At 43.0% G+C, this 25,290-nt stretch carries 22 protein-coding genes; 10 read left to right on the top strand and 12 right to left on the bottom strand.

Going from position 1 to position 25,290, the window contains the following annotated elements:
• The first annotated feature begins 54 nt into the window (after window positions 1–54).
• Window positions 55–1,056, top strand: a complete 1,002-nt coding sequence (locus tag ACPUEY_RS01335) for a helix-turn-helix transcriptional regulator (protein WP_131274787.1) — start codon at window positions 55–57, stop codon at window positions 1,054–1,056.
• Between the two features lie 548 nt (window positions 1,057–1,604).
• A complete protein-coding gene (locus ACPUEY_RS01330) occupies window positions 1,605–3,275 on the top strand; it encodes an FMN-binding glutamate synthase family protein (protein WP_425120857.1) in 1,671 nt (556 codons plus the stop codon).
• 593 nt (window positions 3,276–3,868) lie between these two features.
• Here ACPUEY_RS01330 and ACPUEY_RS01325 read toward each other — a convergent pair.
• From ACPUEY_RS01325 to ACPUEY_RS01310, 4 genes are read right to left on the bottom strand one after another with little or no spacing between them, the layout of a single operon-like run.
• Window positions 3,869–4,912 carry an alpha/beta hydrolase gene (locus ACPUEY_RS01325; RefSeq protein ID WP_131274543.1) on the bottom strand — a complete coding sequence of 348 codons (1,044 nt, stop codon included), beginning with the start codon at window positions 4,910–4,912 and terminating at the stop codon, window positions 3,869–3,871.
• Window positions 4,912–6,039, bottom strand: a complete 1,128-nt coding sequence (locus ACPUEY_RS01320) for a YdcF family protein (protein ID WP_425120856.1) — start codon at window positions 6,037–6,039, stop codon at window positions 4,912–4,914. Before ACPUEY_RS01320 ends, ACPUEY_RS01325 begins: the two co-directional genes overlap by 1 nt.
• Before the next feature lie 5 nt (window positions 6,040–6,044).
• A complete protein-coding gene (gene murB / locus ACPUEY_RS01315; protein WP_425120855.1) occupies window positions 6,045–7,079 on the bottom strand; it encodes a UDP-N-acetylmuramate dehydrogenase in 1,035 nt (344 codons plus the stop codon).
• 12 nt (window positions 7,080–7,091) lie between these two features.
• Window positions 7,092–7,616 carry a low molecular weight protein-tyrosine-phosphatase gene (locus ACPUEY_RS01310; protein WP_425120854.1) on the bottom strand — a complete coding sequence of 175 codons (525 nt, stop codon included), beginning with the start codon at window positions 7,614–7,616 and terminating at the stop codon, window positions 7,092–7,094.
• A 116-nt stretch (window positions 7,617–7,732) separates the two neighbouring features.
• Here ACPUEY_RS01310 and ACPUEY_RS01305 point away from each other — a divergent pair, with 116 nt between their 5' ends.
• Together ACPUEY_RS01305 and ACPUEY_RS01300 are read left to right on the top strand one after the other, a co-directional pair.
• Window positions 7,733–8,893, top strand: a complete 1,161-nt coding sequence (locus tag ACPUEY_RS01305; protein ID WP_425120853.1) for an iron-containing alcohol dehydrogenase — start codon at window positions 7,733–7,735, stop codon at window positions 8,891–8,893.
• Window positions 8,894–9,052: 159 nt separating this feature from the next.
• On the top strand, window positions 9,053–9,490 hold the full coding sequence (locus ACPUEY_RS01300; protein ID WP_092818315.1) for an acyl-CoA thioesterase: 438 nt from the start codon (window positions 9,053–9,055) through the stop codon (window positions 9,488–9,490).
• A 2-nt stretch (window positions 9,491–9,492) separates the two neighbouring features.
• Here the strand turns inward: ACPUEY_RS01300 and dnaX are convergent, their stop codons facing one another.
• The 5 genes from dnaX to ACPUEY_RS01275 form a co-directional block, all read right to left on the bottom strand.
• Window positions 9,493–11,610, bottom strand: a complete 2,118-nt coding sequence (gene dnaX / locus ACPUEY_RS01295; RefSeq protein WP_425120852.1) for a DNA polymerase III subunit gamma/tau — start codon at window positions 11,608–11,610, stop codon at window positions 9,493–9,495.
• Between the two features lie 134 nt (window positions 11,611–11,744).
• Entirely contained in the window at window positions 11,745–12,194 is a 450-nt protein-coding gene (locus tag ACPUEY_RS01290) for a copper resistance protein NlpE N-terminal domain-containing protein (protein ID WP_425120851.1), read from the bottom strand.
• Window positions 12,195–12,270: 76 nt separating this feature from the next.
• The gene (locus ACPUEY_RS01285) at window positions 12,271–13,536 is read right to left on the bottom strand and encodes a serine hydrolase domain-containing protein (RefSeq protein ID WP_425120850.1); all 1,266 of its coding nucleotides are present in this window, start codon (window positions 13,534–13,536) and stop codon (window positions 12,271–12,273) included.
• A gap of 86 nt (window positions 13,537–13,622) precedes the next feature.
• Window positions 13,623–14,477: a MaoC family dehydratase gene (locus ACPUEY_RS01280; protein ID WP_131274552.1), complete on the bottom strand. Its 855-nt coding sequence runs from the start codon at window positions 14,475–14,477 to the stop codon at window positions 13,623–13,625.
• Between the two features lie 173 nt (window positions 14,478–14,650).
• Window positions 14,651–16,042 carry a 3-oxoacyl-ACP reductase gene (locus tag ACPUEY_RS01275; protein WP_425120849.1) on the bottom strand — a complete coding sequence of 464 codons (1,392 nt, stop codon included), beginning with the start codon at window positions 16,040–16,042 and terminating at the stop codon, window positions 14,651–14,653.
• 240 nt (window positions 16,043–16,282) lie between these two features.
• Between ACPUEY_RS01275 and ACPUEY_RS01270 the strand changes: the two genes are divergently transcribed.
• Window positions 16,283–17,800, top strand: a complete 1,518-nt coding sequence (locus ACPUEY_RS01270) for an acetyl-CoA C-acetyltransferase (RefSeq protein WP_425120848.1) — start codon at window positions 16,283–16,285, stop codon at window positions 17,798–17,800.
• Window positions 17,801–17,891: 91 nt separating this feature from the next.
• Here ACPUEY_RS01270 and ACPUEY_RS01265 read toward each other — a convergent pair whose 3' ends face one another.
• Window positions 17,892–18,419 carry a hypothetical protein gene (locus ACPUEY_RS01265; protein ID WP_425120847.1) on the bottom strand — a complete coding sequence of 176 codons (528 nt, stop codon included), beginning with the start codon at window positions 18,417–18,419 and terminating at the stop codon, window positions 17,892–17,894.
• Between the two features lie 217 nt (window positions 18,420–18,636).
• Entirely contained in the window at window positions 18,637–19,065 is a 429-nt protein-coding gene (aceI, locus tag ACPUEY_RS01260) for a chlorhexidine efflux PACE transporter AceI (RefSeq protein ID WP_261181430.1), read from the bottom strand.
• Window positions 19,066–19,149: 84 nt separating this feature from the next.
• On the opposite strand from aceI, the gene ACPUEY_RS01255 reads away from it, so the two are divergent.
• The 4 genes from ACPUEY_RS01255 to ACPUEY_RS01240 all read left to right on the top strand — a co-directional run bounded on the left by ACPUEY_RS01255 (window position 19,150) and on the right by ACPUEY_RS01240 (window position 23,160).
• Window positions 19,150–20,040, top strand: coding sequence for a LysR family transcriptional regulator (locus tag ACPUEY_RS01255; protein WP_425120846.1), 891 nt, complete (start codon window positions 19,150–19,152; stop codon window positions 20,038–20,040).
• A gap of 88 nt (window positions 20,041–20,128) precedes the next feature.
• The gene (gene tal, locus ACPUEY_RS01250) at window positions 20,129–21,118 is read left to right on the top strand and encodes a transaldolase (protein ID WP_092818325.1); all 990 of its coding nucleotides are present in this window, start codon (window positions 20,129–20,131) and stop codon (window positions 21,116–21,118) included.
• 80 nt (window positions 21,119–21,198) lie between these two features.
• Window positions 21,199–21,849 (top strand): leucine efflux protein LeuE, encoded by a 651-nt coding sequence (gene leuE / locus ACPUEY_RS01245; RefSeq protein WP_425120845.1) that lies wholly within the window; start codon window positions 21,199–21,201, stop codon window positions 21,847–21,849.
• 135 nt (window positions 21,850–21,984) lie between these two features.
• Complete coding sequence (locus ACPUEY_RS01240) at window positions 21,985–23,160, top strand: benzoate/H(+) symporter BenE family transporter (RefSeq protein ID WP_425120844.1); 1,176 nt, start codon at window positions 21,985–21,987, stop codon at window positions 23,158–23,160.
• A 364-nt stretch (window positions 23,161–23,524) separates the two neighbouring features.
• Here the strand turns inward: ACPUEY_RS01240 and ACPUEY_RS01235 are convergent, their stop codons facing one another.
• Window positions 23,525–24,538, bottom strand: coding sequence for an alpha/beta hydrolase (locus ACPUEY_RS01235; protein ID WP_425120843.1), 1,014 nt, complete (start codon window positions 24,536–24,538; stop codon window positions 23,525–23,527).
• Window positions 24,539–24,805: 267 nt separating this feature from the next.
• On the opposite strand from ACPUEY_RS01235, the gene ACPUEY_RS01230 reads away from it, so the two are divergent.
• Window positions 24,806–25,249 carry a universal stress protein gene (locus tag ACPUEY_RS01230; protein ID WP_092818329.1) on the top strand — a complete coding sequence of 148 codons (444 nt, stop codon included), beginning with the start codon at window positions 24,806–24,808 and terminating at the stop codon, window positions 25,247–25,249.
• Window positions 25,250–25,290: the final 41 nt, after the last annotated feature.

Genomic DNA, 25,290 nt, shown 5'->3' with positions numbered 1-25,290 from the left:
GTGTTCATCATTTAATGGATATATAAACACTCTACCCGATCTTTAATTTTAGTTATGTCTTCACAAGAAAAAGAAACGTCAAATAGCCTGTATCGTCAGTGGCAAATTTTATCTCGTCTTTCTACCGGGAAATGGATGGGTACCCGTGAATTGCAGGAAATTTTGCAGCGTGAAGGGATTGATATCAGCCTGCGTACCATTCAACGTGATTTAAATCAGATCTCGCTACGTTTTCCGATTGAAAGCAGTAAAACCGTGCCCCAAGGCTGGCGCTGGCGCTCAGATGCGCCTATTCAAAGTTTGCCGCATATGACCAGCTCGCAGGCGGTCACCTTTATGATGGTCGAGGAACATTTAAAACACCTGTTGCCGCCTAGCCTGATTGAAGAGATGAATCCGTGGTTCGATCTGGCGCGCCGCAGCCTGTCGACCCAAAACAATGTGCGCCAATGGATTAACCGCGTACGCATTGTTCCGGCAACTCAACCGCTGATTCCCCCTGTCGTCGACAAACTGGCGCAGCAGTCCATTTATGAAGGTTTGCTGCAAGACAAACAGCTGGAATGTGTCTATCAGGGACGCAGCCATTCCGGTGAAGAAAAAACCTATATTTTGAATCCCTTAGCATTGGTACAAAAAGGTGCAATTATTTATCTCATTTGTACCCGTCATGATAAAACCGATATTCAGACCTTTGCCCTGCATCGTTTTAAATCGGCTGTGGTGCTCAATTCGCGTGCAATGCACCCGGTGAACTTTGATATTGATGCCTATATTGAATCCGGTGCCTTAGGCTTTAGGGTCGACTACAACAAACCGACCCATAATGTGGCCTTAAAACTGACCATGACAGAAGAAGATGCACATTATTTTGATGAAAGCCAGCTCAGCACTGACCAGGTGATTGAAAAATTAGAAAATGGTTTAGCCCAAGTCACTGCAAGCGTGCCTTTTACTTCACAACTGGCATGGTGGCTAAGGAGTTTTGGCAATAAGATTCAGCACATCGAACCGCTTGAAGTTTCCAATGCAGTTCGCCAAATCGCAGATGAATAAAAGCTCTTAAATAAACAAAAAAAAAGTCCCAATCTTTGGGACTATAGAATATTTCTGCTTGGATCTATTTTTAGTATGGTCTGGTGGGCTTCTAGAACATCAAGCTTTATTTTCTCACCCCGACACAAAGCTTGATAGCGACTGATTTTACACATGGAGAAAAACCTATTGTGCTTTAGCACGCCAGTTCTCCACTATTATAGCGAATGGATTTCATGGTCATATCAATTACCTCTTTTGGCTTGGATAAAACCAATCTAATCCATTATCTCTGCTTTGTGAAAGCATAAGATCTGAAGTTTTAAGCTGATTATTTATTAAGCATTTATTCTGAATTTCTATTTCCCTGTGTTTATATGCAGCTCATCTGTAGTGTGCATTCCAACTTTAATTAAATTCAAGGATCATTGAAATCAATAATGCCTGCACTCAACCTTAAGCCGAGATTTAGCCTTACTTCCCCTTAGCGGTTTTACAAATCAGAACTTGCACCCTGTATATAAAATAGGCAAATTCATATTATGAACCATTTGATGGAAAACATGAAAATGCCAGTTCCAGCCCAAGCCGTCAGACATAGACTTTTAAATACTTTTTTCTCACGATATTCGGTCTGGTTTAGCTGTATTTTTATTACCTTAACCATTAGCTGGTTTCGGATTATCTATGAACCCCAATCTATTCATTATTTTCTTTCCGATCCCTTTCTGAATTCTTTATGGCTGATCTCAGGAATCCTGACGCTGGTTGGCGTATATGATATCTTGCAAAACCAGCATTCAATCCTGAAAAATTATCCCCTCATTGGACATTTTCGCTTTATTTTTGAAGAGTTTCGTCCTGAAATCCGGCAATATTTTATTGAAAATGATCAGGATGCCCTGCCATTTTCACGGATGCAACGCAGTCTGGTTTACCGACGTGCAAAGAATAAAAATGCCGATAAACCGTTTGGTTCCCTGATTGATGTCTATCAGCAAGATTACCGTTTTATCACCCATTCCATTACGCCATGCAAACCTGCCGATCCGGAAAGCTTCCGTATTCAAATCGGCAATCATCAATGCAGGCAACCCTATAGCGCCTCCATCATGAATATCTCCGCCCTGAGTTTTGGCAGCCTGAGCGCCAATGCGATTCGGGCATTAAATCTGGGGGCGAAAATGGGCAATTTTTATCATGACACCGGTGAAGGCAGTATCAGTCCTTATCATCTGGAAAATGGCGGAGATATTGTCTGGGAACTCGGCAGCGCCTACTTTGGCTGCCGCACCCTGGAGGGTCAGTTCGATCCGGAAAAATTTTCCCGCCAAGCCCGATTACCGCAAATCAAGATGATAGAAATCAAGCTGTCTCAAGGAGCAAAACCGGGTCATGGCGGAATTTTGCCTAAAAGCAAAATTTCAGAAGAGATTGCCCAGATACGCGGAGTGAGCCGCGAACATGATTGTGTTTCTCCGGCCCAGCACTCTACATTTAGCACCCCAATTGAAATGATGCATTTTATCCAGCAACTGCGTGAACTGTCTGACGGTAAACCGGTGGGCTTTAAACTCTGTATTGGTCAGCCCTGGCAATTCATGAGTATTGTCAAAGCCATGCTTGAAACTCACATTGTGCCGGACTTTATTGTGGTAGATGGCTCTGAAGGCGGTAGTGGTGCCGCCCCGATTGAACTGATTGACCACGTAGGTACGCCTTTAAGGGAAGGTTTACTGTTTGTGCATAACACCCTAGTCGGTGCAGGTTTAAGAGATCAAATCAAGATCGGAGCAAGCGGCAAAATTATCAGTGCTTTTGACATTGCCAACACCATGGCGATTGGGGCGGACTGGGTCAATTCGGCGCGCGGCTTTATGTTTGCCATCGGTTGCATTCAGGCGCAAAGTTGTCATACCAACCAATGTCCGGTGGGTGTTACCACCCAGGATCAGGAACGGCAAAAAGCCCTGCATGTTCCCAGCAAGGCTGTTCGTGTCTTGAATTTTCAAAAAAATACCCTGCGTGCCTTATCCGAAATGATTGCAGTCGCAGGCTTGAAACATCCGGCGGATATCAAGCCACATCACTTAGCCCAGCGCATTAATGACCGGGAAATCAAGAATTATGCCCAGTTACACTTCTGGTTAAAAGAAGGTGAATTACTCAACTGCAAAGCGGGAGATGATGAAAACTTCTATTATCGCATCTGGAATTTAGCCCATGCGGATAAATTTTAATCGCGGCACAAATTCAGAGTAAAATACATTAAAAAGAATCAAAAAAGAGGCTACATGGGCCAGCACTGTCTCATAATTGAATTTTATTTTCAGCACCGAATCAATATTTAGTCGATATTAGATTCATGAGTGTGGCATGGATGCCACACGTTTCCCATCACGACAAGGAGGTCGTGTATGGGAAACAAAAGGTTTTTGTCTACTTTTGACCTTTCAAAAGTAGAGAGATTGCCTACGAGAAGGTACAAAAATTAAATCAATCAAATGAGGCCGTGCTGATTTAAAAAATCTAATATTGAACATTTTTTGATTTATGAAAGAGATCTAATATTTGATATTTATTTATATTTAATTTTTTCATAGCCTTGTCTTTTCTTTAAAAATTTAAGTCACTTTGTGTAGGCTGAACCCTACTTTTGACAGACTAAAATAAGAACTCAAAATATATCTTGAGTTCGCAAGAAAAGTCTTTATTCCCCATACTTGACATCCTGAGCCAGTTTTAAGCACTGCTTTAAAACACAGCGCCAGGAAATGGGGAACGTGGGCATCCTTGCCACATGAGCCTCTTTTAGGTAGTCATGCAAAGCAAATCAATAATAACCAGACGAGCTTTGGGCATGTAAAAAAGCTGGAATCAAACCGGTTAAGGCTGCACGAATATCGGCACGTTCGTTGATCAACTGGTGTGACCCTTCTTCCAGCATCAATAAGGTCTGCAAACGGAACTTGCGACGAATAAACTCGATATTATAACGCCAGTCCACAGTCTGGTCCTGCGCTCCCTGTGCCAGCCAGACAGGAATGCGGCAAGCAGGACGCGCTTCCATTTCCTGCATCCATTTTGACATGGCCAGAATCCAGTCCATTCCCATCATACGGGGCTGTAACGGATCTTTTAAACGGACAAAACGCAGAAATTCAGGATTGTGGTTATTGCGTCTAAAATGCCTTGGTACCTGACGCTTAATCCGGCGAATAATGCCCAGACCGACAGAATTATGCCACCAGGCCGTCTTGGCAGGTCGAATCAGGGGTGAAAGCAATAAGACACGGTCTACATAGGGATTTTCACGACGTTGGGCAAATTCCAGCAAATGATGCATCCAGATGGCACCACCCGTACTCTGCCCGATGCCTAACCAGGGTTTCGGTAATTGTTCGGCATTTTTAATGTAGTGATAAACCGCATGCAATACCTGCTGGTAATGGTCAAAATTCTTGATGTTTGCCGGAGAACCGTCACTGAGGCCATGACCGGGCAAATCATAAGTAATGACACTAAACCCCTGTTCCAGCAATTCACGAATAATCGGCTGGTAAATTCCACTATGTTCCAGATAGCCATGCAGTAAAAATACCGTACCGCGTATTTTCGGCAAAGCAATTTTTTCCAGATGTGGTTGAAACACCTGTACATGCAATTTAAACAAGGGCATTTGTACATAGCCTTGCCAATGTTCACAATCCAGCAGATGCAAACCATATAACTGGCGATAGGCCTGAATTTCGACTGAAGGCTGATAAGGCTTGTTCAGATTTAATGCTTCAAGTAACTGAGGTGTGGTTTCACGGCTTGGAACGGGTAAATCCAGCTGTTTTAAAATGGCAGGATTTAAGAATGGAATATCGGGCATTAAGGTACCTCTCGGCAATCACTGGAACCAAACCAGATATCACGAATAGTGGCTAACATTTCATAATTGGCACGGCGACTATGATCATAATTCTGTTCACTTGGACGCCACTTGGTCAATTGAGTCGGCATGGGTGCTTCTACGGGTACAGTTTCAATACCATTCAAGGCAAATAAACGACGGGTACGCGGCATATGATAACGGTCAGTAATCAAAATCACCCGTGGAGCTCCACCTTTTTTCTGCAGTAATAACGAGCTAAAACGCGAATTTTCACAGGTATTCATGCTGCGGTCTTCCAGCAGTTTCGCATCGACATTATATGCTTTTAACCAGCGCTGCATATAAGGGGCTTCTACACCACTCAACACAATCGGTAAGCGATACTGCTGTTCTATGGCTAAGGTTTTTTCCAGACGCAGACGGGTATATTTGTTTACTACTATATCCTTTCTGTTTTTATCCAGTGTCAGCCCGCCACCCAGAACCACAATCGCATAGGGTTTAGAACTTTGTGGCTGTGATTGTTCATTTTGCTCCTGAATCAGGGCAATATCCTGATAGATGGTTTCATCGACAGCTTCGCTGGCCACCTTTTCCTGTTCTATTTCATGCGTGCGCAGAAAATCCAGATATTTTTCCATTAAGGCTTGATTTTCAGTACTGTTCAAATCCAGCAAGTCTTTAACTGTTTGAGCTGGATCTTCTGCCTCAGATGCAGCCTCAACCGGCTTTGCCAGCAGCGGAACCTGCGGTTTGTCCTGTTGCTCTTCTTCCTGAATCTGGGTATCTTCAATGGTTTGCTGCAAGGCCTTGTAACGCGCCTGAATCAGAATTAAATCCTGTGAATTTTGCGACTGGATCGCCTCTTCCATCAATTTCAGATAGGCTTGACGGGCAATCCAGACTCTGGAACCTGGCTCCAGATTTTCATGTTCACTCAAGGCTGCCATTTGCTGGCTTTTTGCTGCCACCTGATTCACTTCTACAGGCACAAAACTGTTCAGCGCACTCACGACCCAACCAGAATAAAAGGGTGAATAAAGCAAAACCATGAAACAGCCGAACAGTACAAATAGCACTGAAGCTATTTGTACCAGTCGTACCATCCAATGCGATTTCGCCATCATTTTTATTCCATGTGTGAACGAATTAAACCGGTTTCATCAAACAGCACCGGTTCAGGCTCTAACAAAATATCAAATTTTTGCTGCACATCATGCTGTACAGCCTGGTAGGTGGCTTGAACATCTGCCAGATTGGCCTGATCATAATTCACCAGCACCAGGGCTTGCTTATGAAACATGCCCACCATGCCCAGTTTTTTACCTTTCCAGCCAGATTGATCGATCAGCCAGCCTGCAGCAATTTTAACCCCACCATTGGCCTGAGGATAATGGGGCAATTGCGAAAATGTCTGTGCTAAATGGTCAAAAAGCTGTTCTGAAATAATCGGATTTTTAAAGAAACTTCCCACATTCGGATATTCTTTTGGATCTGGCAATTTACTTTGACGAATCTGAATTACTTGTTTTTGCAAGTTAGCAGCGGTCTGTTCTTCACCTACCGCCTGCTTGAGGTCGCCATAATTCAACATTAAATGAGCTTGCTTAAGCAACTTAAAAGTCACATGAGTAATCACAAATCGATTTGGATCGTCTTTAAAAATACTGTGTCGATAGGAAAAATGACAATCTTGAGCCAGAATCGTGCTGAATTGTTGCATCTGGCGGTCATAGACCTGAACCGACTCGATGAACTCGCCCGCTTCCACCCCATAAGCACCAATATTCTGTACCGGAGACGCACCCACCAGACCTGGAATAAGTGCCAGATTTTGCAGGCCATATAAATGATTTTCTGTGGTCCATAGCACAAAGTCATGCCAGACTTGTCCAGCCCCCACACGAATGGTTTTGCTGTCATCATCTTCTGCAATATCTTCAATACCCTGAATGTCCATATGCATCACAAGCGCATGGATTTTTTCAGGCAATAGCATGTTGCTGCCACCCGACAAAATCAAAACATTTAACTGCTGTTGCTTGGCATAATTTAAGGCATCCACCAATTCAGCGGTAGATTGCACTTTGCAGTAATGCGATGCGGTTGCATCAAGACTCAAGGTATTAAAAGGCTTAAGTTGAATTTGAGTTTGAATATTCATGTGCTTAAACCTTTATTTCACATCAATCTGTTGTTTGAACTGCTGTTCAAAAATAGCTACCCACGCCAAGCTGCTCGATTCACACTGATCGAGTACACGCTCAAAGCCATCTGCCCCTCCATAATATGGATCAGGCAAGGCCTGTTTGGGATAATTCTGATCGTATTCACTCATCAATGCAATTTTTGCCCGAATTTGACTGGCAGCATAGGCCGTTTCAGCCTGTTGTAGAAGCGCTTGAATATTGAATAAATTTTCATGATCCATCGCCAGAATAAGATCAAATTCAAGAAAATCTTGCACTTTTAACTGGCGCGCCCGTAACGATGATAAATCATAACCGCGCTTTAAGGCATGTTTCTGGCTACGCTCATCTGGTGCTTTTCCAGGATGGTAATTACTGGTTCCTGCAGAGTCGATCATAATATTCAGTTGCTGTTTATCACAAAAATGCCTAAGAACAACTTCTGCCGTGGGAGAGCGGCAAATATTTCCTAAACATACACATAACACCTTATAGGGCGTTTTGGATGACATAACAACCTCAATTACTGCTTTATTTTCAGGTGTCTTATGTTAAGTTATTTAGAGGATGAATCCTATAGAACACTAAAACAATAATCTTGAATTTGATATCAAAAAGGAAGCAATAGATGAGCCATTTTCAATTTCAAACCGTCTCGAATATTATTTCCGGACTGGGCTCGATCTATGAGTTAAAGCTATTATTACAACAACACGCTTATAAAAAACTGCTGCTGGTCACCGATGCCGGCATCATTCAGCAGCAACTGCATGTGCAAATTATAGAAATTTTAGAATCGATTCGACTGCCCTATGCGATTTATTCCAACGTTCTGGCCGATCCTCCTGAGCAGATTGTATTGGATGCCGTAAACTTCGCTAAAAATGAACAAGCGGACATCATATTGGGGTTCGGGGGTGGCAGTTCACTGGATGTTGCCAAAGTAATTGCAGTTCTGGCCCATCCGCAGCAACAACAGCGCTTGCAGGATTTATATGGCATCAATAATGCCAAACACCCTAGATTACCGCTGTTTCTGGTTCCCACCACGGCAGGTACAGGTTCCGAAGTTACCTCCATCTCGATTGTCACTACAGGTGAAACCAGCAAAACCGGTATTGTTGCTCCAGTTTTATTTGCCGATGTCGCCATTTTAGATGCAACCTTTACCCAGAACCTGCCTGCACATATTACAGCGGCAACCGGCATCGATGCGATAGTGCATGCGATTGAAGCCTATACTTCAAAAATCAAAAAGAATCCCTATGCCGACATGTTAGCCAAACAGGCGTTAAGATTACTCAATAAAAATCTAAGTTTGGTCCTGGCAGATGGGCAGAATTTAGAAACACGGCAAAATATGCTGGTTGGCTCCATGCTCGCCGGACAGGCCTTTGCCAATGCTCCAGTGGCAGCAGTCCATGCGCTGGCTTATCCCTTAGGTGGACATTTTCATATTTCACATGGGCATAGCAATGCTCTGGTGTTGACCGAAGTGTTAAAGTTCAACGCCCCGAATGCCAAACAGTACTATGCCGAGCTGATGTGCTGGCTTGACCCGAAAAGCAACGGCAGTACAGACGGTTTATGTGATTTATTTATTGACCACATGCAGAATCATCTGGACAAAAGCGGCCTGATTTTAAGGCTGAAAGATTTGAATGTGCCTGAAAATATGCTGGATCAACTGGCCAATGATGCGATGCTGCAAACCCGGCTGTTGCAAAATAACCCGCGTGATCTCAACCAACATGACGCACGGGAAATTTATCAAGCTATTTATGCATAAATCAAACTTATGCTGCTGATAAAAATAAAGATTTAAGTAATATCTAAATTGCTTTTACAGTTATTACAGGTCATCCAGTTTTATTGAGATGAGCTATTTTTAACTTGTATTTTCATAGGCTTTCCAGAAAAAAATGAAATCATTAAAGTGACTATAGCAATGAAACAGATTCCCAAACATCGTGCCGATTTCTCATACTTTTTACCGATTCAAACCCGCTGGTCGGATAATGATATTTATGGACACGTCAACAATGTGACTTATTACAGTTATTTTGATACCGCTGCCAATGCCCTGCTGATTGAAAAAGCAGATTTTGACATTCGCTATTCACCAGTCATTGGCCTGGTGGTCGATTCGGCATGCAGTTTTTTTCAGGAACTGTCTTATCCTGAAATCATTGATGTCGGCGTAGCAATTTCGAAACTGGGCAATTCATCCGTACAATACGATTTGGCCATTTTTAAACAGGGTCATGAGGTGGCTTCTGCACAAGGTCATTTCGTGCATGTATTTGTAGACCGGCAAACACGAAAAAGCACCCCGATTCCAATTAAAATACGGGATGCGCTATACCAATATAGTGTGAATGAATAAGCTTATTTGAGCTGAATATTCTGTATTTCACCGTCAAAGTTTTGCAGAAGCTCCTTGACTGCTGGTTCTGCATGCAGCAGCTCTGCCGCACGTGCATAGGCTTTTTCTTTACGCTCACTTTGCATGCTATACGGCGTTGTGGTTTCTACATCTGCATAATGAACCTGAAAATGTGTACCCGGCCATTCGGTTTTTAATGCCTGCTCCAAGGCATGCTGCAACTGGGTCAACAACGCTTCATATTGCTTTGGAATATGGAAAATCGTTTCACCATTGATTTGCCCCGTCATTACACCCTGTTGTGCCAATTCTTGAACTGCCGGTGACAGATGACTGTTACGGAACCAGTACTCCCATTTATCTACCGTCCACTCGCCTTCAAGCACCTGAGGCTTTAATTTCAGAATATCTTGTGGCATCAGTTTCGATGAAGTATCGGTCAGATTGCCTTGTAGATCTTCAGGTGCCGGAACAGCCGGCTCAGCTGCCAAATCAAATAATGAATCTTGGGCTGTTTCCTCTACAGCTTGCTGAGCTTGCACCGGAACTTCAGCTTGAGATTCGGTCGGTGTGGTTTCACCTGTTGCTAAAGGTGCTATTTCATCAAACAGGAAATCATCGCTGCTGCCTTCATCAGCTGTAGTGCTTATTGCTTCAGGCTCATCGTCAAAGCCAAATAATGCATCGTCACTGGAGGGATCAAAGACAATTTTTTCCGACTGTGCTTGAGCCGGATTCAATGGCGTATTTGATGCTGGAGATAGAACTTCATCTTCTACCGTGTCCTGTTCCAGGAAATCATCCGAACTGGGTTCATCTATAGAAGATTGAGCTGCAACTTCATTAAATGGATCGTCATCATACTGAGACTCATCAAAATCATCATATACAGCTGTTGATTCAACAGGGTCCGGCTCTACCGCTACATGCTGCGATGCTTGCTGCTGTAAAATTTCTGAATGAACCGGCTGTGGTACGACGGACTGAACGTTTTCTGTAACGACCGATGCTTGTGATAGCGGAATTTCATTGGGCTGTAATGGACGGAACGCCAATAAGCGCAATACGCACATTTCAAAGCCCTGCTCTTGCGTCACGGCAAGTTGCAGGTCAGCACGGCCTTTACAAGCCACCTGATAATACAACTGTAAATCTTGTGCTGAAATGCGTTGCGACAACTGCATAATCTTTTGATTGATTTCAGCACTGTATTTCAAGCTCAGCTCAGGCAGATATTGCAACAATGCCAGCTCATGCAGTGTTGAAATCAACTGATCCAGAACCAGTGACACATCCAGCGCCTGCTGGCGGAATTGCATCAGCAATTCACTGACACGGGCTTTCTGGTTTTGGTTAATGGCTAAAATCAGATCATAAATGATGGTGCGGTCAATCAGGCCCAGCATGTCTTTGACATCTTGATGCTGAATTTCACCCTGACCATAGGCAATGGCCTGATCGGTTAATGATAGCGCATCACGCAGTGAACCCTGGGCAGATTCGGCAATTTGCCAGATCGCGTCCTGTTCGGCCTGAATCTGTTCCTGCTTGAGAATATTGCTCAGATGTTCGGTAATTTCATCAACTGCCAGCGGACGCAAGGTAAATTGCAGGCAGCGTGAAATCACGGTAATCGGTAATTTTTGTGGATCGGTTGTAGCGAACAGGAATTTTACATGTTCTGGCGGTTCTTCTAATGTTTTGAGTAAGGCATTGAAGGAATGCGTCGAGAGCATATGCACTTCATCGATCAGATAAACCTTGAAACGACCTTGTGTAGGTGCATAAGGAACGTTATCCAACAATTCACGTGTATCTTCTACTTTTGTACGAGATGCCGCATCAATTTCAATTAAGTCGATAAAACGGCCTTCATTCACTGCCTTACAGGTTGGGCATACTTCGCAAGGCGTTGATGTCACACCAGTTTCACAGTTGAGGCATTTTGCCAAAATACGTGCAATGGTGGTTTTACCTACCCCACGAGTCCCGGTAAACAAATACGCATGATGTAACCGACCACGTTCCAAGGCACTCGTCAGTGCGCGTGACACGTGGTTTTGTCCCACCAATTCATTGAAATTACGTGGACGGTATTTTCGTGCAAGTACTTGATACATGTATGCTCCTTTTTACAGGTCTAAGCATACTGTTTTTTTATAAAATAGTGAAATAAATGGCGGAGGTATGAACAATAAAAATCCTGTATTCCACCCAAACGAAGACGAAATTTTTATTTATACATTCAACACAATTAGCTCAGTTTTCCCAAAAGAAAATCACTTTGCATCTGGTAGCTTTTACCGCTTTGATCTTCACGAATTTCAAGGACTTTTTCATCTAAATCCACATAGAGTAAATTACGTGTTGCCACATTGATCAGCTCAATTCTCTGCTTAGATTCATCCGTAAAACGCAGCTTACCCTTCAAGGTTTCGACTTCATTATGACCACTTAAACTTTCACGGGTTAGGGTATAGGTTTGATCCTCATGCAATGCCAAAGTCACAGCCATGCCCGGACAATCATCACAACGTGAAAGACAGCCCATGCACGGCGTTGTACCTTCATATTCTCCTGCCCATGCGGCCAGTTGCTTTTGCGATTCTATAGATGCCTTGCCTTGCGTATCAGATTGGTTGGCATCCTGACATCCCGATAACGCAGCACTTGCCAACAAAGGAATTAACACGACATTTTTCATAAAATATCAACAGCAGCTAGAATCGCAGGCAAAGTAGCATATTTTGCCGTTATTTTCCCAAGCAAAATGTTGCAGATTAAAACCAGCCTTTACGACCCGCCAAGACACTATCCGCGCAGCGTAGCGTCTCCTGGGTCAAGCCCCACAGCCGATAATCACCTGTGATAGAAGCCGTGGAAAAATTATGGGTATAAGCGAAACTTAAACCACGCTCAGGGTCACACCATGCGCCAGAGCCATTAAAGCCCATATGCCCAAATCCTGAAGATGATTTTCCCAAAGTTAAAATCCGGTGATAACCCAAACGCCAATGCATCGGTAACGGCATGATGCGGTCACGTCGGGTATATTGAATTTGACTTAATTGCTTAAAAATTTCAGGGCGAATCAACTGCTGCCCTTGCCACTCCCCAGCATTGGCAAGCATGGCATAAATTCGCGCCAGGCTATTGGCGCTAAACACCCCTGTTGCCGCAGGAATGATGGCCTGTAGTCCTGCATCACTAAAGAAGCTGAAATTTTTCATCCCTTTGGGAATCATCGCATCCTGAAAGTCTTGAGGGTTTTGGCCGGAAAGTTCTAACAGTTTATCTAAGGGAGATGCTTTGCGTGCCTGTTGAGGTTTGACTTTAGCCTTGGCATTTTGCGGTTTATCTGTTGAAAATTTTTGCTGAGGCATAATCCGGGCAACGTTAGCCAGTTTCTCCTTCGGCACGCCAAAATAGGCAGCATCTAATTGCAATCGATCAATCAGATAGTGTTGCATCAGTTCTGCTAATGTCTTCCCTGTAGCATTTTCCAATACCCCGCCCACTTGCCAGCCAAAAGTTAAGGGCTGATATGCGGCATCTGTCGCGACTTCAAAACGGGGTTTGGCCTGGGCCAAGACATCCAGCATGTGCGGCCAATCCGCCATTTCCGAAGCATCAGCAACAAGATGGCGAATATCATATAAACCGCTTTGGTGACTCAGCATATGCCTTAAACTAATTTTATCTTTACCCTGTTGGGCAAATTCAGGCCAGTACCGTGCTACTGGAATGTCATAGTCAAGAAAACCTTCACTGACCAAAATATGCGCCAAGGTAGATAAAACCCCTTTACCGGTGGAATAGCATAGCGACAAGGTATCCGTTTGCCAGCTTTCAGTTTCAGACTTTTTCCCGGTCCAGATATCAACAACTTTGCGTCCCTGAAAATAAACCACCAGAGCAGCCCCACCTAAATTCGTCCGCGCATCCTGCATCCGGCTGAATTGTGTAGCAAGGTCCATAAATCGTTCATCGACATGACCTTGATAATTTGCTGTATTGGCGAAGAGATATGCTTTGATTTCTTTCATTCAACTGTGCTTTCCATAGACCAGTAAGACATTCTATCGAGCTTAAAACAAAAAAGCCTAAATCTACAGTGACTTAGGCTTTGGTCTTAAAGTGCTTTCACACTTCCCGTAACATGTGGCTTTTTATTTTTACTGTTCCGGATGACAAACTCGGTATCCTTTCCTTCCTGAGCAGTCAAGAACTCCACTTTTGAAGGGAGATACATCGGCAGTTTAAACCACACGTCAGCGGTATAAGCATCTGGCAAAGTTAAGCTGGCCAATGCTTTAGCCTTGCTCCACATCCCATGGGCAATCGCCTGTTTAAAACCGAAGGCTTTTGCCGTGATGGCATGGATATGAATCAGGTTAAAGTCACCAGACGTTAAAGCATAACGACGCCCGGTATTTTCAGAGACATTCCATTCTGCATTCAATTCATAGGCTGGCGTTTTATTGTCGACCAGTTTAGGCGCAGCCTTGACACTGGTTTTTTGACGGGCCAAATAGGTAGTTGTCCCTTCCATTACCACTTCATTGCCCACTTTCGCCGTGGTAATGAAATCAAATTGCACGCCCTTGTCATGCGGTTGCAACTCACCAAACTTGCAGGACAAGGTTAATGGCTCATTGGTCCCCACTTTGCGGCTTTGTTTAATCTGGTTGCGAATATGTACCAGACCTAAAATTGCAAACGGGAAAGCTTCCGTCGTCATCATATGCATTTGCAGGCTTTGCGATAGCACCGCCAGATAAATGGCAGGAATATAACCATTATTCTTGAAGCCACAGACTTCGTTATAAGCTTTAAGATGCTTTTGATCAACCTTGAATGAATCCACCACATATTCCACTTGCGGCAGCACTTTTTCACCTTTAGGCTTTTTAAAAATCAAGCCTTGAATCACTTTAGGATAGGCTAAATAAGGTTTTGGAAGTTGGCTAAAATGGCGAGTATTCATACAGAACCTTTGAGAAGTTTTTCTAATTTATTTAATGGAGTTCTCTCTCCCTTTGGGAGAGAGCTAGAGAGAGGGTTAATAATATATCCCCTTATCTCCCTCTCCTAAATCCTCTCCCTGAGCTTCAGTTAAAGTACAACTTTATTTGAAGCGCAAGAGAGGACTTTAATGTGTTAAGCCCCTAGCAAGCTTTGACCACACACACGAACCACGTTGCCATTTAAACCTGTAGACGCTGAAGATGCAAATAATGCAATCGTTTCAGCAACATCGACAGGTAAACCACCTTGACTCATTGAATTCATACGGCGGCCTGCTTCACGAATTGCAAATGGAATCGCTGCGGTCATTTGAGTTTCAATGAAGCCCGGTGCAACCGCATTAATGGTCACGCCATTTTTCAAAATCGGTGCCGTGAATTTCACTACACCAATCACACCTGCTTTAGACGCCGCATAGTTGGTTTGTCCCAAATTGCCTGCAATACCTGAAATTGAAGATACACACACAATGCGGCCATTCGCATTGAAGCCATCATTTTCCAGCAAGTAATCATTTACTCGTTCTATTGCAGATAGGTTAATGTTGATCACCAGATCCCAAAGCTCGGGCTTCATATTGGCCAAAGTTTTGTCACGGGTAATTCCGGCGTTGTGCACAATAATATCCAGACCCCCCTGCGCCGCTGCAGCTGCCTTGATTTTTTCACCCGCATCCGCAGCAGTGATATCAATCGCAAGCGTAGAACCGCCAATTTCACCGGCAACACGGTCCAGATCCGCCTGCTGTTGTGGAACGTCCAGGCAAATGACATGTGCACCATCACGTGACAGTACATGGGCAATCGCTTCACCAATACCACGGCTGGCACCGGTGACTACAGCAGTTTTACCCGCCAGTGGTTTGGCCCAGTCTACATCGACAACCTCTGCCTTGGAAACACGAATGACTTGACCAGAGACATAAGCAGAACGTGGAGATAGTGCGAAACGTAATGTAGATTCAAGGTTTGCTTCTGCACCTTCATCGACATAAACCAGTTGTGCTGCAATCCCTTTCTTGAATTCTTTACCTACAGATTTCACAAAACCTTCAAGCGCACGCTGGGCAATCGCCTGTTTTACCGTTTTTGCAGTTTCAGGGCTAATCCCTACAACGACGACACGGCCTGAAGACTGAATCTGGCGCGCAATCGGGTTAAAGAAGTTATAAAGTTCTTTCAGCTGTTCTGAGTTTTGAATCCCCGAGGCATCAAAAATGACTGCTTTAAATTTAGACTCTTTGTCGCCTTCGTTGAAGGCACTCAGGTTTAAGCCCACTTTTGCAGCAGCCTGTTGCAGTTCTGCATTGTTACCGGCATAGCCATTAGCATGAATATTGGCCAAAATCTGTGCAATTGCACCCGACAATGTACTTGAAGATGCAGCACCAAATAACACCGCACCTTTCACTACCGGTGTAGCGGATTCAAAACGCTCTAATGAAGTTGGCGATGGCAAACCTAAATTTTTGATGACAAATTTACCAATAGGAGATTTTGCAAAGGTTTGGTATTGGTCAGTCATGTTTATTATCTCTCTTACAAATTAATTTTTGATGGTTTTGAACATATCCTTTTAACTTCAATATGATGTCAGGCACTTATATTTCAATACATCCATCAGTTTCCATAGAATCATACTTGAGTTAAATCATGGATGTCTTGACCTGAATGCTTTGCCGAATGTCATTTTAGTCAATTCAGCTGTTTTTAGATTGTGTTAATGTACTGGACAAGAATACTGTAAAATGCTTGGAAAAGCCTGATGAGCAAAACAACTCAAGAAAATCCGGCAGTCGAAAATTCTGCTACGGAAACTGTGTCAAAACCATCAAAAAGTACCGCGCGTACAAGTAAAACTTCTGGCACTGCAGCCAAGCCAGCAAACAATACGACTAAAACGACCCGTACCCGTTCCACATCTGCACGTAGTAAAACTACAGCTTCAACGAAAACAACACCTGAATCTACACTTCAAACGTCTGTTCAACAGGATAAAACCATGAGCCAAAACACAGTTCGCCGCGTTGCTATTATTGGTGGTAACCGTATTCCTTTCGCCCGTTCAAACGGCGCTTACTTTACTGCTTCTAACAGCGACATGTTTACTGCAGCATTAAATGGTCTGATTGAGCGTTTCAATTTACAGGGTCAACGTTTAGGCGAAGTCGTTGCCGGTGCGGTTTTAAAACACAGCCGTGACTTTAACATGACCCGTGAATGCGTGTTAAATACTGAACTTGCCCCAGAAACACCTGCTTACGATATTCAGCAAGCATGTGGTACGGGTTTACAAGCTGCTTTCCTGGTGGCCAACAAAATTGCGCTGGGTCAAATTGAAGTGGGTATTGCCGGTGGTGTAGATACAACTTCTGATGCGCCAATTGCTTTCGGTGATGGTTTACGTAAAGCGTTACTGGAGCTTAACATCGCAAAAACTGCGAAAGACCGTTTAAAAGCGTTAACCAAAATCAATGTGAAAGACTTGATGGATGCCCCTAAAAATGGTGAGCCGCGTACCGGTCTGTCTATGGGTGACCATCAGGCGATTACCACACTTGAATGGGGCATTTCACGCGAAGCCCAAGATGAACTGGCTGCATCGTCACATCAAAAAATGGCGGCTGCGTACGAAGAAGGTTTCTTCGATGACCTGATCACGCCATTCCTCGGTTTAGAACGTGACAACAACTTACGTGCTGATTCATCTGTAGAAAAACTTGCAAAACTTAAACCGGCATTTGGTAAAGGCGATGCACGTACCATGACTGCGGGTAACTCAACTCCACTCACTGATGGTGCATCATGTGTACTCTTGGCTTCTGAAGAATGGGCTAAAGCCAATGGCCACGAAGTTCTCGCTTACCTGACTTTCCAGGAAACTGCAGCAGTAGATTTTGTAGAGAAAAAAGAAGGCTTGTTGATGGCTCCTGCTTATGCGGTTCCGCGTATGCTTGAACGTGCTGGTCTTAAACTTCAGGATTTCGACTACTATGAAATTCATGAAGCATTCGCATCACAGGTGCTTTCTACATTGAAAGCCTGGGAAGATCCTAAATTCTGTAAAGAGCGTTTAGGCCTGGATGCTCCACTGGGTTCAATTGACCGTTCTAAATTAAATGTTAAAGGTTCATCTTTAGCAGCGGGTCACCCATTTGCAGCTACTGGCGGCCGTATCATTGCAACTGCTGCCAAACTGCTTAACCAGAAAGGTTCAGGCCGTGTGCTTGTATCGATCTGTGCTGCGGGTGGTCAAGGTGTAACAGCGATTATTGAAAAATAATCTGGCTGCTTTCACTTTGTAGACAAAGAACCCTCAGAAAGTTTAACTTCTGAGGGTTCTTTAATTTTTTTGATTGATGAAACTTTAAATTTTATCGCGTAGCACGATCCCAAGCTTCTTTAACTGCAATTCTCGCCTCACTCCAGGTTAAACGCGACAATCCTTTTTCATGATCCCATTTAATTTTTAGCTCACTTTCCACATCTTCAAAACGTGTGCTTGCGTCATAGTGAGGACGGTTTTCATAACCAATTCTATAGGCATTTTCATAATCGCGCTCATAGTCAAGGTCTGAATAGGTGGTAAGTGTTTCTGTATAATACGGTGTGCTAGGTGCGGTTTCTCGCCAATAGGCTTCTTCTTCTGTCGGATTTACTGCTTCAGCAGCACCTTTACCTGCCAAACCACCGACTACAGCACCTACCGCACCCCCCACCAAGGCTCCAACTGGACCACCGATTGCTCCAACCGCTGCCCCTGCTGTTGCACCACCTACTGCACCTACACCTGTTCCAACCGGATGTGCGCCAGGTTCACCTGTAATTGGATCTGCATTTAAATCATCTCGAGCATCTTTAGGAAGGTTTTTTACAACGTCACGATCAAAATTATCATTCATATTGGTCTTATCCTTTTATCATGCTTTTAAAATCAGGTTTAAAACAGCTGGTAAAAAATTATGCACTTTTCACATATTTAAGCAGTGCAGATTTTAATATAAAGGAGATCAAGCCATCGTAATTGCAGTAAACTGTCAGTTTTAGGTTAAGGAATGTACGTTGAAAGATAAAAATCTTTTCTTAAAAAAGAAATCAAAATATTAATTGATTTTTAACTCATGCTTGATAGGTACGATTTATCTCTAAATGATTTTCTATAGCGTCATAACACCATTGGAAAATAAATGTGTATATCAAAATACACAAGGTCATGCTGAAATCCGTCAAAATCGCTTGCCAAATTGACATCTCCAAGGCATAAGCTACCATGGGAATGGTCGCCAGCATCAAGCCACCTTCAAAACCAATGGCATGTAGAATACGCACCCCAACTGTTCTTTTCAGTTGACGTTTGGCTTCAAACTTTTCAAAAAAATGATTAAAAACCATATTCCAAATCACTGAAGTCACGGCCATTGCAATGCCTAGCGTACCGGTCACTTCCATAGGCATATCAAAAATAAAGCTCAACGCAATCGCAATGATCACCAGCAGGATTATTTCATAACTCAATGCATGGATTATCCTTCTTTTGGACATCAACATTTTAAAACTCGTTCATTTAGATGAAAGCATTTTATTTTGATAATATTGATCAATCGAATTAGATTCTTTCAAAAGTTTTGATAAATGAATATTAATCAGGAACAGCTGATCATTTTTAAGACCGTGATTGAAAGCGGCTCATTTTCTGCCGCGGCCAGAAAGCTCGGCAAAGTGCCTTCGGCGGTCAGCATGTCGATTGCCAATCTGGAAATTGACCTCAATTTATCGCTTTTTACACGTATTGGTCGTGAGCCAGTTCCCACACCCCAAGCCCTGACCTTATATGAAAAAACCGAACAACTCTTGATTGAAATTAACCAGTGGAAACAGCAGGCTTTTGCCCTGAGTCAAGGTCTGGAATCTGCCTTAAATATTGTGGTGGTTTCTGAACTGCTGCATACACAATGGATTGACTATATTTCACTGCTGGAAAAACAGTTTCCTGAACTGCAAATCAACATTTTTTCCGCGCCACAGGAAGATGCATTAAAAATGCTGCTCAACCAGACTGCGCAATTGGCACTCATGTTTGAACGTGAACAGCTGGAAGCGCGTGAACAGTTTGTCGAACTTAAACGTGAAGCCTTGGTGCCTGTTGCAGCGATCAACTCTCCATTAGCCGGATTTGAACAAGTGAGCTATGAGCAAATTTTGCAAAGCCGGCAAATTGTGGTGGCAAGTCGCGACCGCAGCATCAAACCGGAACTGTTATTTTCAAAAAGCTACTGGCGTACAGATAACCATTTATCTGCTTGTGCCATGATTCAGCAAGGTCTGGGATGGGGTGTTTTACCTTTAGAAATGTTAAACCAAAATCCACATATTCAACAGCAACTTAAGATTCTTAACTTTCTGGATTTCACTCCGAAATTTGAATATTTTGTCGACCTGGTCTGGAGTCGCGAAAGCCAGCTTGGCGCAGCTGCTCATTTTTTGATTAATCACATCCGAAATTCAAGAAAAAACATAAAATAGACAGGCCTTATACGCGCTTTTTACTTTGGATAACAGTAGATTGTGATATAACAAATAAACGGGAAATAACTTTAAGAACCACACGACAATGACTCAATCAGCTTTAGATCAATTAAAAAACCTCACCACCATTGTTGCCGACAGTAGCGATTTTTCCGCGATCGAAAAATTTCGCCCGCTTGATGCAACCACCAATCCTTCGCTCATTACAGCTGCGGCAAATCAGCCCGAAAATAAGGAACTGATTGAAGCTGCCTATGAACAGGCGAAATCTGAAGGTTATAACGGCGATCTTCTGGTCGAGCGTACCATCGATATCCTGACGGTCAAGTTTGGTGTGGAAATTCTAAAACTGATTCAAGGACGTGTTTCTACTGAAGTGGATGCAGCCCTCTCTTACGATACTGAAGCCACCATTGCCAAAGCCAAAGAGCTGCTGGAATTATATAAAACCTACGGTATCGATCAGAACCGTATCCTGATTAAAATTGCTTCTACCTGGGAAGGCATTCAGGCAGCAAAAGCCCTTGAGGCTGAAGGGATTCATTGCAACTTGACACTGTTATTCGGCTTGCACCAGGCCCAAGCCTGTGCGGATGCCAACGTCACCCTTATTTCCCCTTTTGTTGGCCGTATTCTGGACTGGTACAAAAAAGCAGAAAATGTCGATCATTATCCGATTGAGAAAGACCCGGGTGTACTTTCAGTCAAACAGATTTACCATTTCTATAAACAGCATTGCATTCAAACAGAAGTGATGGGTGCAAGTTTCCGCAGTATCGATCAGGTACTGGGATTGGCGGGTTGTGACCTGCTCACTGTTTCTCCAAACCTTTTGGCAGAACTGGAACAGGATCAGCGTGAAGTGGTGGCCCAGCTTTCCAGCGATCATGCTCAGGCGCATTGCCAGCATCAGGTTGAGCCTTTAAGCAAAGAAAGTTTTAAAGCCCAGATTGAAAAAGACTTAATGTCTTCACAACTCTTACAAAGCGGCATTGACGGATTTATTAAGGCACGTGAGCAGTTAAGTACTTTATTGCGCCAGTCTTTTGGCCTGGATGCTGAAATTAAAGCTTAATTGACTCATATCTTCCCCTAAAAAAAGCCGATTTTGTTATAGTGAACAGGTCGGCTTTTTTTATGATTTGAGAGTTTATTTTGTTCGGCATAACCGATCTTAGCACCTATATTATTGGCACCACCCTAATTGTATTGCTACCCGGCCCAAATTCACTGTATGTGATGTCCATCGCTTCGCGTTTCGGAATAAAAGCCGGCTATAAAAGTGCTTTCGGTGTCTATACCGGCGACCTGATTTTAATTCTACTGACGGCATTGGGTGCAGCCTCATTACTACATGCTTTCTCCTGGGTATTTACCTTACTGAAGATTATTGGTGCAATTTATTTAAGTTATTTAGGCATAAAATTACTGATTGCTGCATATCACAGCTGGAATGCACTGCCTTCAAATGCCCAGATAGCAACAGTAAAAGAAAATATTGAACAGCTGCAACCCTTTAAAACTGCGCTGACCATCAGTATTTTAAACCCCAAAGCCATTCTCTTTTATTTGTCTTTTTTTGTGCAGTTTGTCGATCCGGCTTATGCTTATCCGGCAGTTACCTTTACTGCACTAGCAGTGATCTTGCAGATCATTAGCATGAGCTATTTAACCATTCTGATTTTTTCTGGTGTAAAACTGGCGTCTTATTTTACTTCCCGTTATAAAGTGACAGCCTCATGTGTAGCAGCTGTGGGGCTGTTATTTTGTGGTTTTGGTATTAAGCTTGCCACCTCAACCTTGTAATTTTTAGGCGCATCAAAGCAAATTAAACTTATCAACAGCATATAAATTATGGCGATGATGGCTTTTCGGCTAAAAATGAAAGGCGTATGATTAGTACACTTTTCATCATTATAAGATGATCACAGCAAAGGATTTATGCAAAAATTTCTAGAAGACTTTTCCGTCCCTGCGGTATTTGCAGGTTTTATTACTTTTCTGGTTGGGATCAGTGTTTCATCGGTATTGGTGATTCAATCGGCCCAATTACTGGGCGCATCTACTGAACAAATCACATCTTGGTTCTGGGCATTGGGCTTAGGAATTGGGCTGTCAGGTTTGATTCTCTCCTGGAAATTTAAATATCCGGTTGCCACCTCATGGTCTACTGCTGGACTGGCGCTTATTTTAGCCACCGGCAGTGGTTATAGCTTGCAGGAAGCCATCGGTGCATTTCTGGTTTGCGGTTTGCTCAGTGCCATATTAGGTTTTTCTGGTATTTTTCAGCGCGTGTTATCCTATATTCCCCAGAGCTTAACCAGTGCCATGTTAGCGGGGGTACTGCTCAAATTCGGCATTGCGCTTTTTGCCAGCATGCAAAATGATTGGGGATTCATCCTTTCATTATTAACCGTCTATATTCTGTCTAAATGCCTGTCACCGCGTTATAGCATCGTCATTACGGTGATTGCCGGACTGCTGCTGTGCCCCATATTCATGCAGTTCCATCCAGCAAACATTCAATTTAGTTTAGCCCAGCCGGTATGGACAACGCCTGAATTTAGCTGGTCGGCCACTTTGGGTTTAGCCCTGCCTTTATTCGTCATTAATATGGCATCCCAATATTTACCAGGTCTGGCCATGATCAAGAGTTATGGCTATGAACCAAATATCAACCAGCTGATTGGCTGGACAGGTACGGCGCAAAGTGTTTTGGCACCGTTCGGATGTTTTTCCGTAAATATTGCCGCAATCAGTGCTGCAATCAGCCTGGATGATCAGGCACACCCCGACACGAAAAAGCGCTACATTGCCGGAATAAGCTGCGGCTTTTTTTATATCCTGATGGGTTTGTTTGCGGCAACGCTGACCAGTCTTTTAATGTCATTCCCTGGCGTGTTTATCACCGCACTAGCAGGTATTGCTTTATTCGGGACCATTGGACACAACATTGCACTTGCTTTTCATCAGCCTGCTGAACGCGAAGCTGCATTATTAACTTTTTTATTCAGCGCTTCTGGAATCCAGTTTTTTGGCATAGGTTCAGCATTCTGGGGGTTAATTTTTGGTATTGCCGTATCCATCATATTCAAGTTTAAAGTCGCAAAATCCTGAAAATAACCCGCTACTGGACCATTCATAATCCAGCACAGGGTTATGCGGGATAAGATGTATAGCCATACGCTTCACATGCAGGATCGTGATGATTTTTAAAAATTCTGCTTAAGCCATGCCTGATGGATTTAGAAAAGACATTCATAATCATCACGCCCGTAGTAATCATAAGCATTCCCCAAATAGCGGGAAACCCAGGTTCTGACGGAACAGAAAAATTGAACCGGCCACTTCTGAAATAATGACCACACCCAGTAAGGGATAGCCTATAAAATAGCATTCAGCTCATCTCTTCCTCAATCTGTCTTTATAAGGCTATCTTACCGAGATTAAGTCCTTTCCAGTCTTTGAGATATTGAATGACCTAGAAATTAGACAATAAAGCAGAAGCACTATATTTTTGTATAAACTGGATTGTTTGCTGAAAAGTCTGCTGACTGGCCTTTTTACCCATCATAAACTGATACTCATGCACTAGAAACTCTTTAGATTCCGGATAAAAAACCTCGGTTACCGGTATTTTCTGGCGAAGCAAAGCATTTACAAAAGGTACCGACTGGGTCTGGGTCAAAAAGTCTTTATTTCCTCCACTAATGAATACCGGAGGATAATTCACGGTTAAATATTGAATGGGAGAAATACTTTTTAAAAAATCCGCATCATCCTTTTTATTGCCCGTATAAGCCTGGACCAGATTAACGATGCCCCATTCGATGAGTTTCACTTTATCCGGAGCAGTATTAATGAAGGCATTCAGATCATAAATACCACAATGCAGGATCAAGCCTTTAATTTGCTCCCGTTGAATAAACGGTGTAATGGCAGACTGCCGGGAAAAATCTGGATTACTGATTAAAGCGGCATAATGGCTGGCTAAATTGGCGCCTGCCGAATCGCCCGCCAAATACATGCGCCGGGCATCAATATGGTAAATCTTGGCATGCTCGCTAATAAATTTTAATGCCTGATTAATTTGCAAGAGCTGCTCAGGATAAATCATTTGCGGCGCAAATTGGTATTCGACTGAAACCACGTTATAACCTTGGTCAGCCAATCGTTTAAAGTAGCCTCGAGCATGTTCTTTAGAGCCTGAAATCCAGCCACCGCCATGAATCCACACCACTGTAGGCCGAATTCCCAACGCTGCAATATCATGCGGTTGGTAAATATCCAGATGCAGTGCCGGATTTTGCAGATAGGCAATGTTGGTTTGCACCAACACTTCAGGAGCATGCCGGTCAATAAACTTTTTTTGCACATTGGTCGATGCATTAAACACACTGGCAATGACCTTGCTATTGCTTTGTATATTCTGGCAAGCACTACTGGAGAGTGCAGCAATGAAACATAAACTTAGACTAAAGGATTTGGGATACACAGTTTGCCCTATCAACTTCCCCTCAGAATCTAAAAGGAATCATTATATTTTCAAGCATTTTAAAGATTGTTTAAACATTTGAAAATACTGGTTTTAATATCGAGTTTTTGAGTCGGTTTTAAATGCAAAGCAGAACACACTTATATTTATGATTTTTATATAATTTAATGAATTTTAAAACATTTTTCACAGAGTAAATTGATCAATCCGACACAATATGCTATCTATAAATAATAGCTACATAATAAACTCTAAGGAATCATTCTTATGTCTTATCAAAATATTTTAGTTCCTGTTGATGGTTCTGAGATTTCTTTCTCTGCGGTTAAAAATGCAGCTCAAATTGCCAAAGCGTTTTCCAGTCAATTAACACTGATCAGCCTGGTTACTGAAGACCCATTTTCTGAAGCAGATTTCTATTATCCATCTCCTATCATGAAAGAATACTTTGTTCAGGCTTATGCCAATGCCGAAAAAGCATTGGAAAAAGCCAAAGCGATTGCCGCTGAGTATGGCGTGATTGCAACCCCGCAAATCATTAAAGGCAACATCTCGGAAGAAGGCATTCTTGAAACGGCTGAAAAATTGAAAACCGACCTGATTGTGATGGGTTCCCATGGGCGTAAAGGTTTTCAAAAATTCCTCATGGGCAGCTTTGCTCAGGATGTTTTAAAAACCACCAAGCTTCCTGTTTTAGTGGTAAAAGAATAAGTTAAAAAAAATGAGCCCTTAAAAAAATCCAGGGCTCATTT

Source organism: Acinetobacter sp. G11 (genome assembly GCF_049808495.1).
In the GTDB taxonomy this organism is placed as follows: domain Bacteria; phylum Pseudomonadota; class Gammaproteobacteria; order Pseudomonadales; family Moraxellaceae; genus Acinetobacter; species Acinetobacter kookii.
Note: the sequence above shows the minus strand (reverse complement) of the source record. Positions and strands in the feature narration are given on the sequence as shown.

What these genes read in the sequence shown, in the direction of transcription:
- ACPUEY_RS01335 (WP_131274787.1), top strand. Translation starts at nt 55, where the DNA reads ATGTCTTCACAAGAAAAAGAAACGTCAAATAGCCTGTATCGTCAGTGG.
- ACPUEY_RS01330 (WP_425120857.1), top strand. Translation starts at nt 1,605, where the DNA reads ATGCCAGTTCCAGCCCAAGCCGTCAGACATAGACTTTTAAATACTTTT.
- ACPUEY_RS01325 (WP_131274543.1), bottom strand. Translation starts at nt 4,912, where the DNA reads ATGCCCGATATTCCATTCTTAAATCCTGCCATTTTAAAACAGCTGGAT.
- ACPUEY_RS01320 (WP_425120856.1), bottom strand. Translation starts at nt 6,039, where the DNA reads ATGGCGAAATCGCATTGGATGGTACGACTGGTACAAATAGCTTCAGTG.
- murB (WP_425120855.1), bottom strand. Translation starts at nt 7,079, where the DNA reads ATGAATATTCAAACTCAAATTCAACTTAAGCCTTTTAATACCTTGAGT.
- ACPUEY_RS01310 (WP_425120854.1), bottom strand. Translation starts at nt 7,616, where the DNA reads ATGTCATCCAAAACGCCCTATAAGGTGTTATGTGTATGTTTAGGAAAT.
- ACPUEY_RS01305 (WP_425120853.1), top strand. Translation starts at nt 7,733, where the DNA reads ATGAGCCATTTTCAATTTCAAACCGTCTCGAATATTATTTCCGGACTG.
- ACPUEY_RS01300 (WP_092818315.1), top strand. Translation starts at nt 9,053, where the DNA reads ATGAAACAGATTCCCAAACATCGTGCCGATTTCTCATACTTTTTACCG.
- dnaX (WP_425120852.1), bottom strand. Translation starts at nt 11,610, where the DNA reads ATGTATCAAGTACTTGCACGAAAATACCGTCCACGTAATTTCAATGAA.
- ACPUEY_RS01290 (WP_425120851.1), bottom strand. Translation starts at nt 12,194, where the DNA reads ATGAAAAATGTCGTGTTAATTCCTTTGTTGGCAAGTGCTGCGTTATCG.
- ACPUEY_RS01285 (WP_425120850.1), bottom strand. Translation starts at nt 13,536, where the DNA reads ATGAAAGAAATCAAAGCATATCTCTTCGCCAATACAGCAAATTATCAA.
- ACPUEY_RS01280 (WP_131274552.1), bottom strand. Translation starts at nt 14,477, where the DNA reads ATGAATACTCGCCATTTTAGCCAACTTCCAAAACCTTATTTAGCCTAT.
- ACPUEY_RS01275 (WP_425120849.1), bottom strand. Translation starts at nt 16,042, where the DNA reads ATGACTGACCAATACCAAACCTTTGCAAAATCTCCTATTGGTAAATTT.
- ACPUEY_RS01270 (WP_425120848.1), top strand. Translation starts at nt 16,283, where the DNA reads ATGAGCAAAACAACTCAAGAAAATCCGGCAGTCGAAAATTCTGCTACG.
- ACPUEY_RS01265 (WP_425120847.1), bottom strand. Translation starts at nt 18,419, where the DNA reads ATGAATGATAATTTTGATCGTGACGTTGTAAAAAACCTTCCTAAAGAT.
- aceI (WP_261181430.1), bottom strand. Translation starts at nt 19,065, where the DNA reads ATGTTGATGTCCAAAAGAAGGATAATCCATGCATTGAGTTATGAAATA.
- ACPUEY_RS01255 (WP_425120846.1), top strand. Translation starts at nt 19,150, where the DNA reads ATGAATATTAATCAGGAACAGCTGATCATTTTTAAGACCGTGATTGAA.
- tal (WP_092818325.1), top strand. Translation starts at nt 20,129, where the DNA reads ATGACTCAATCAGCTTTAGATCAATTAAAAAACCTCACCACCATTGTT.
- ACPUEY_RS01240 (WP_425120844.1), top strand. Translation starts at nt 21,985, where the DNA reads ATGCAAAAATTTCTAGAAGACTTTTCCGTCCCTGCGGTATTTGCAGGT.
- ACPUEY_RS01230 (WP_092818329.1), top strand. Translation starts at nt 24,806, where the DNA reads ATGTCTTATCAAAATATTTTAGTTCCTGTTGATGGTTCTGAGATTTCT.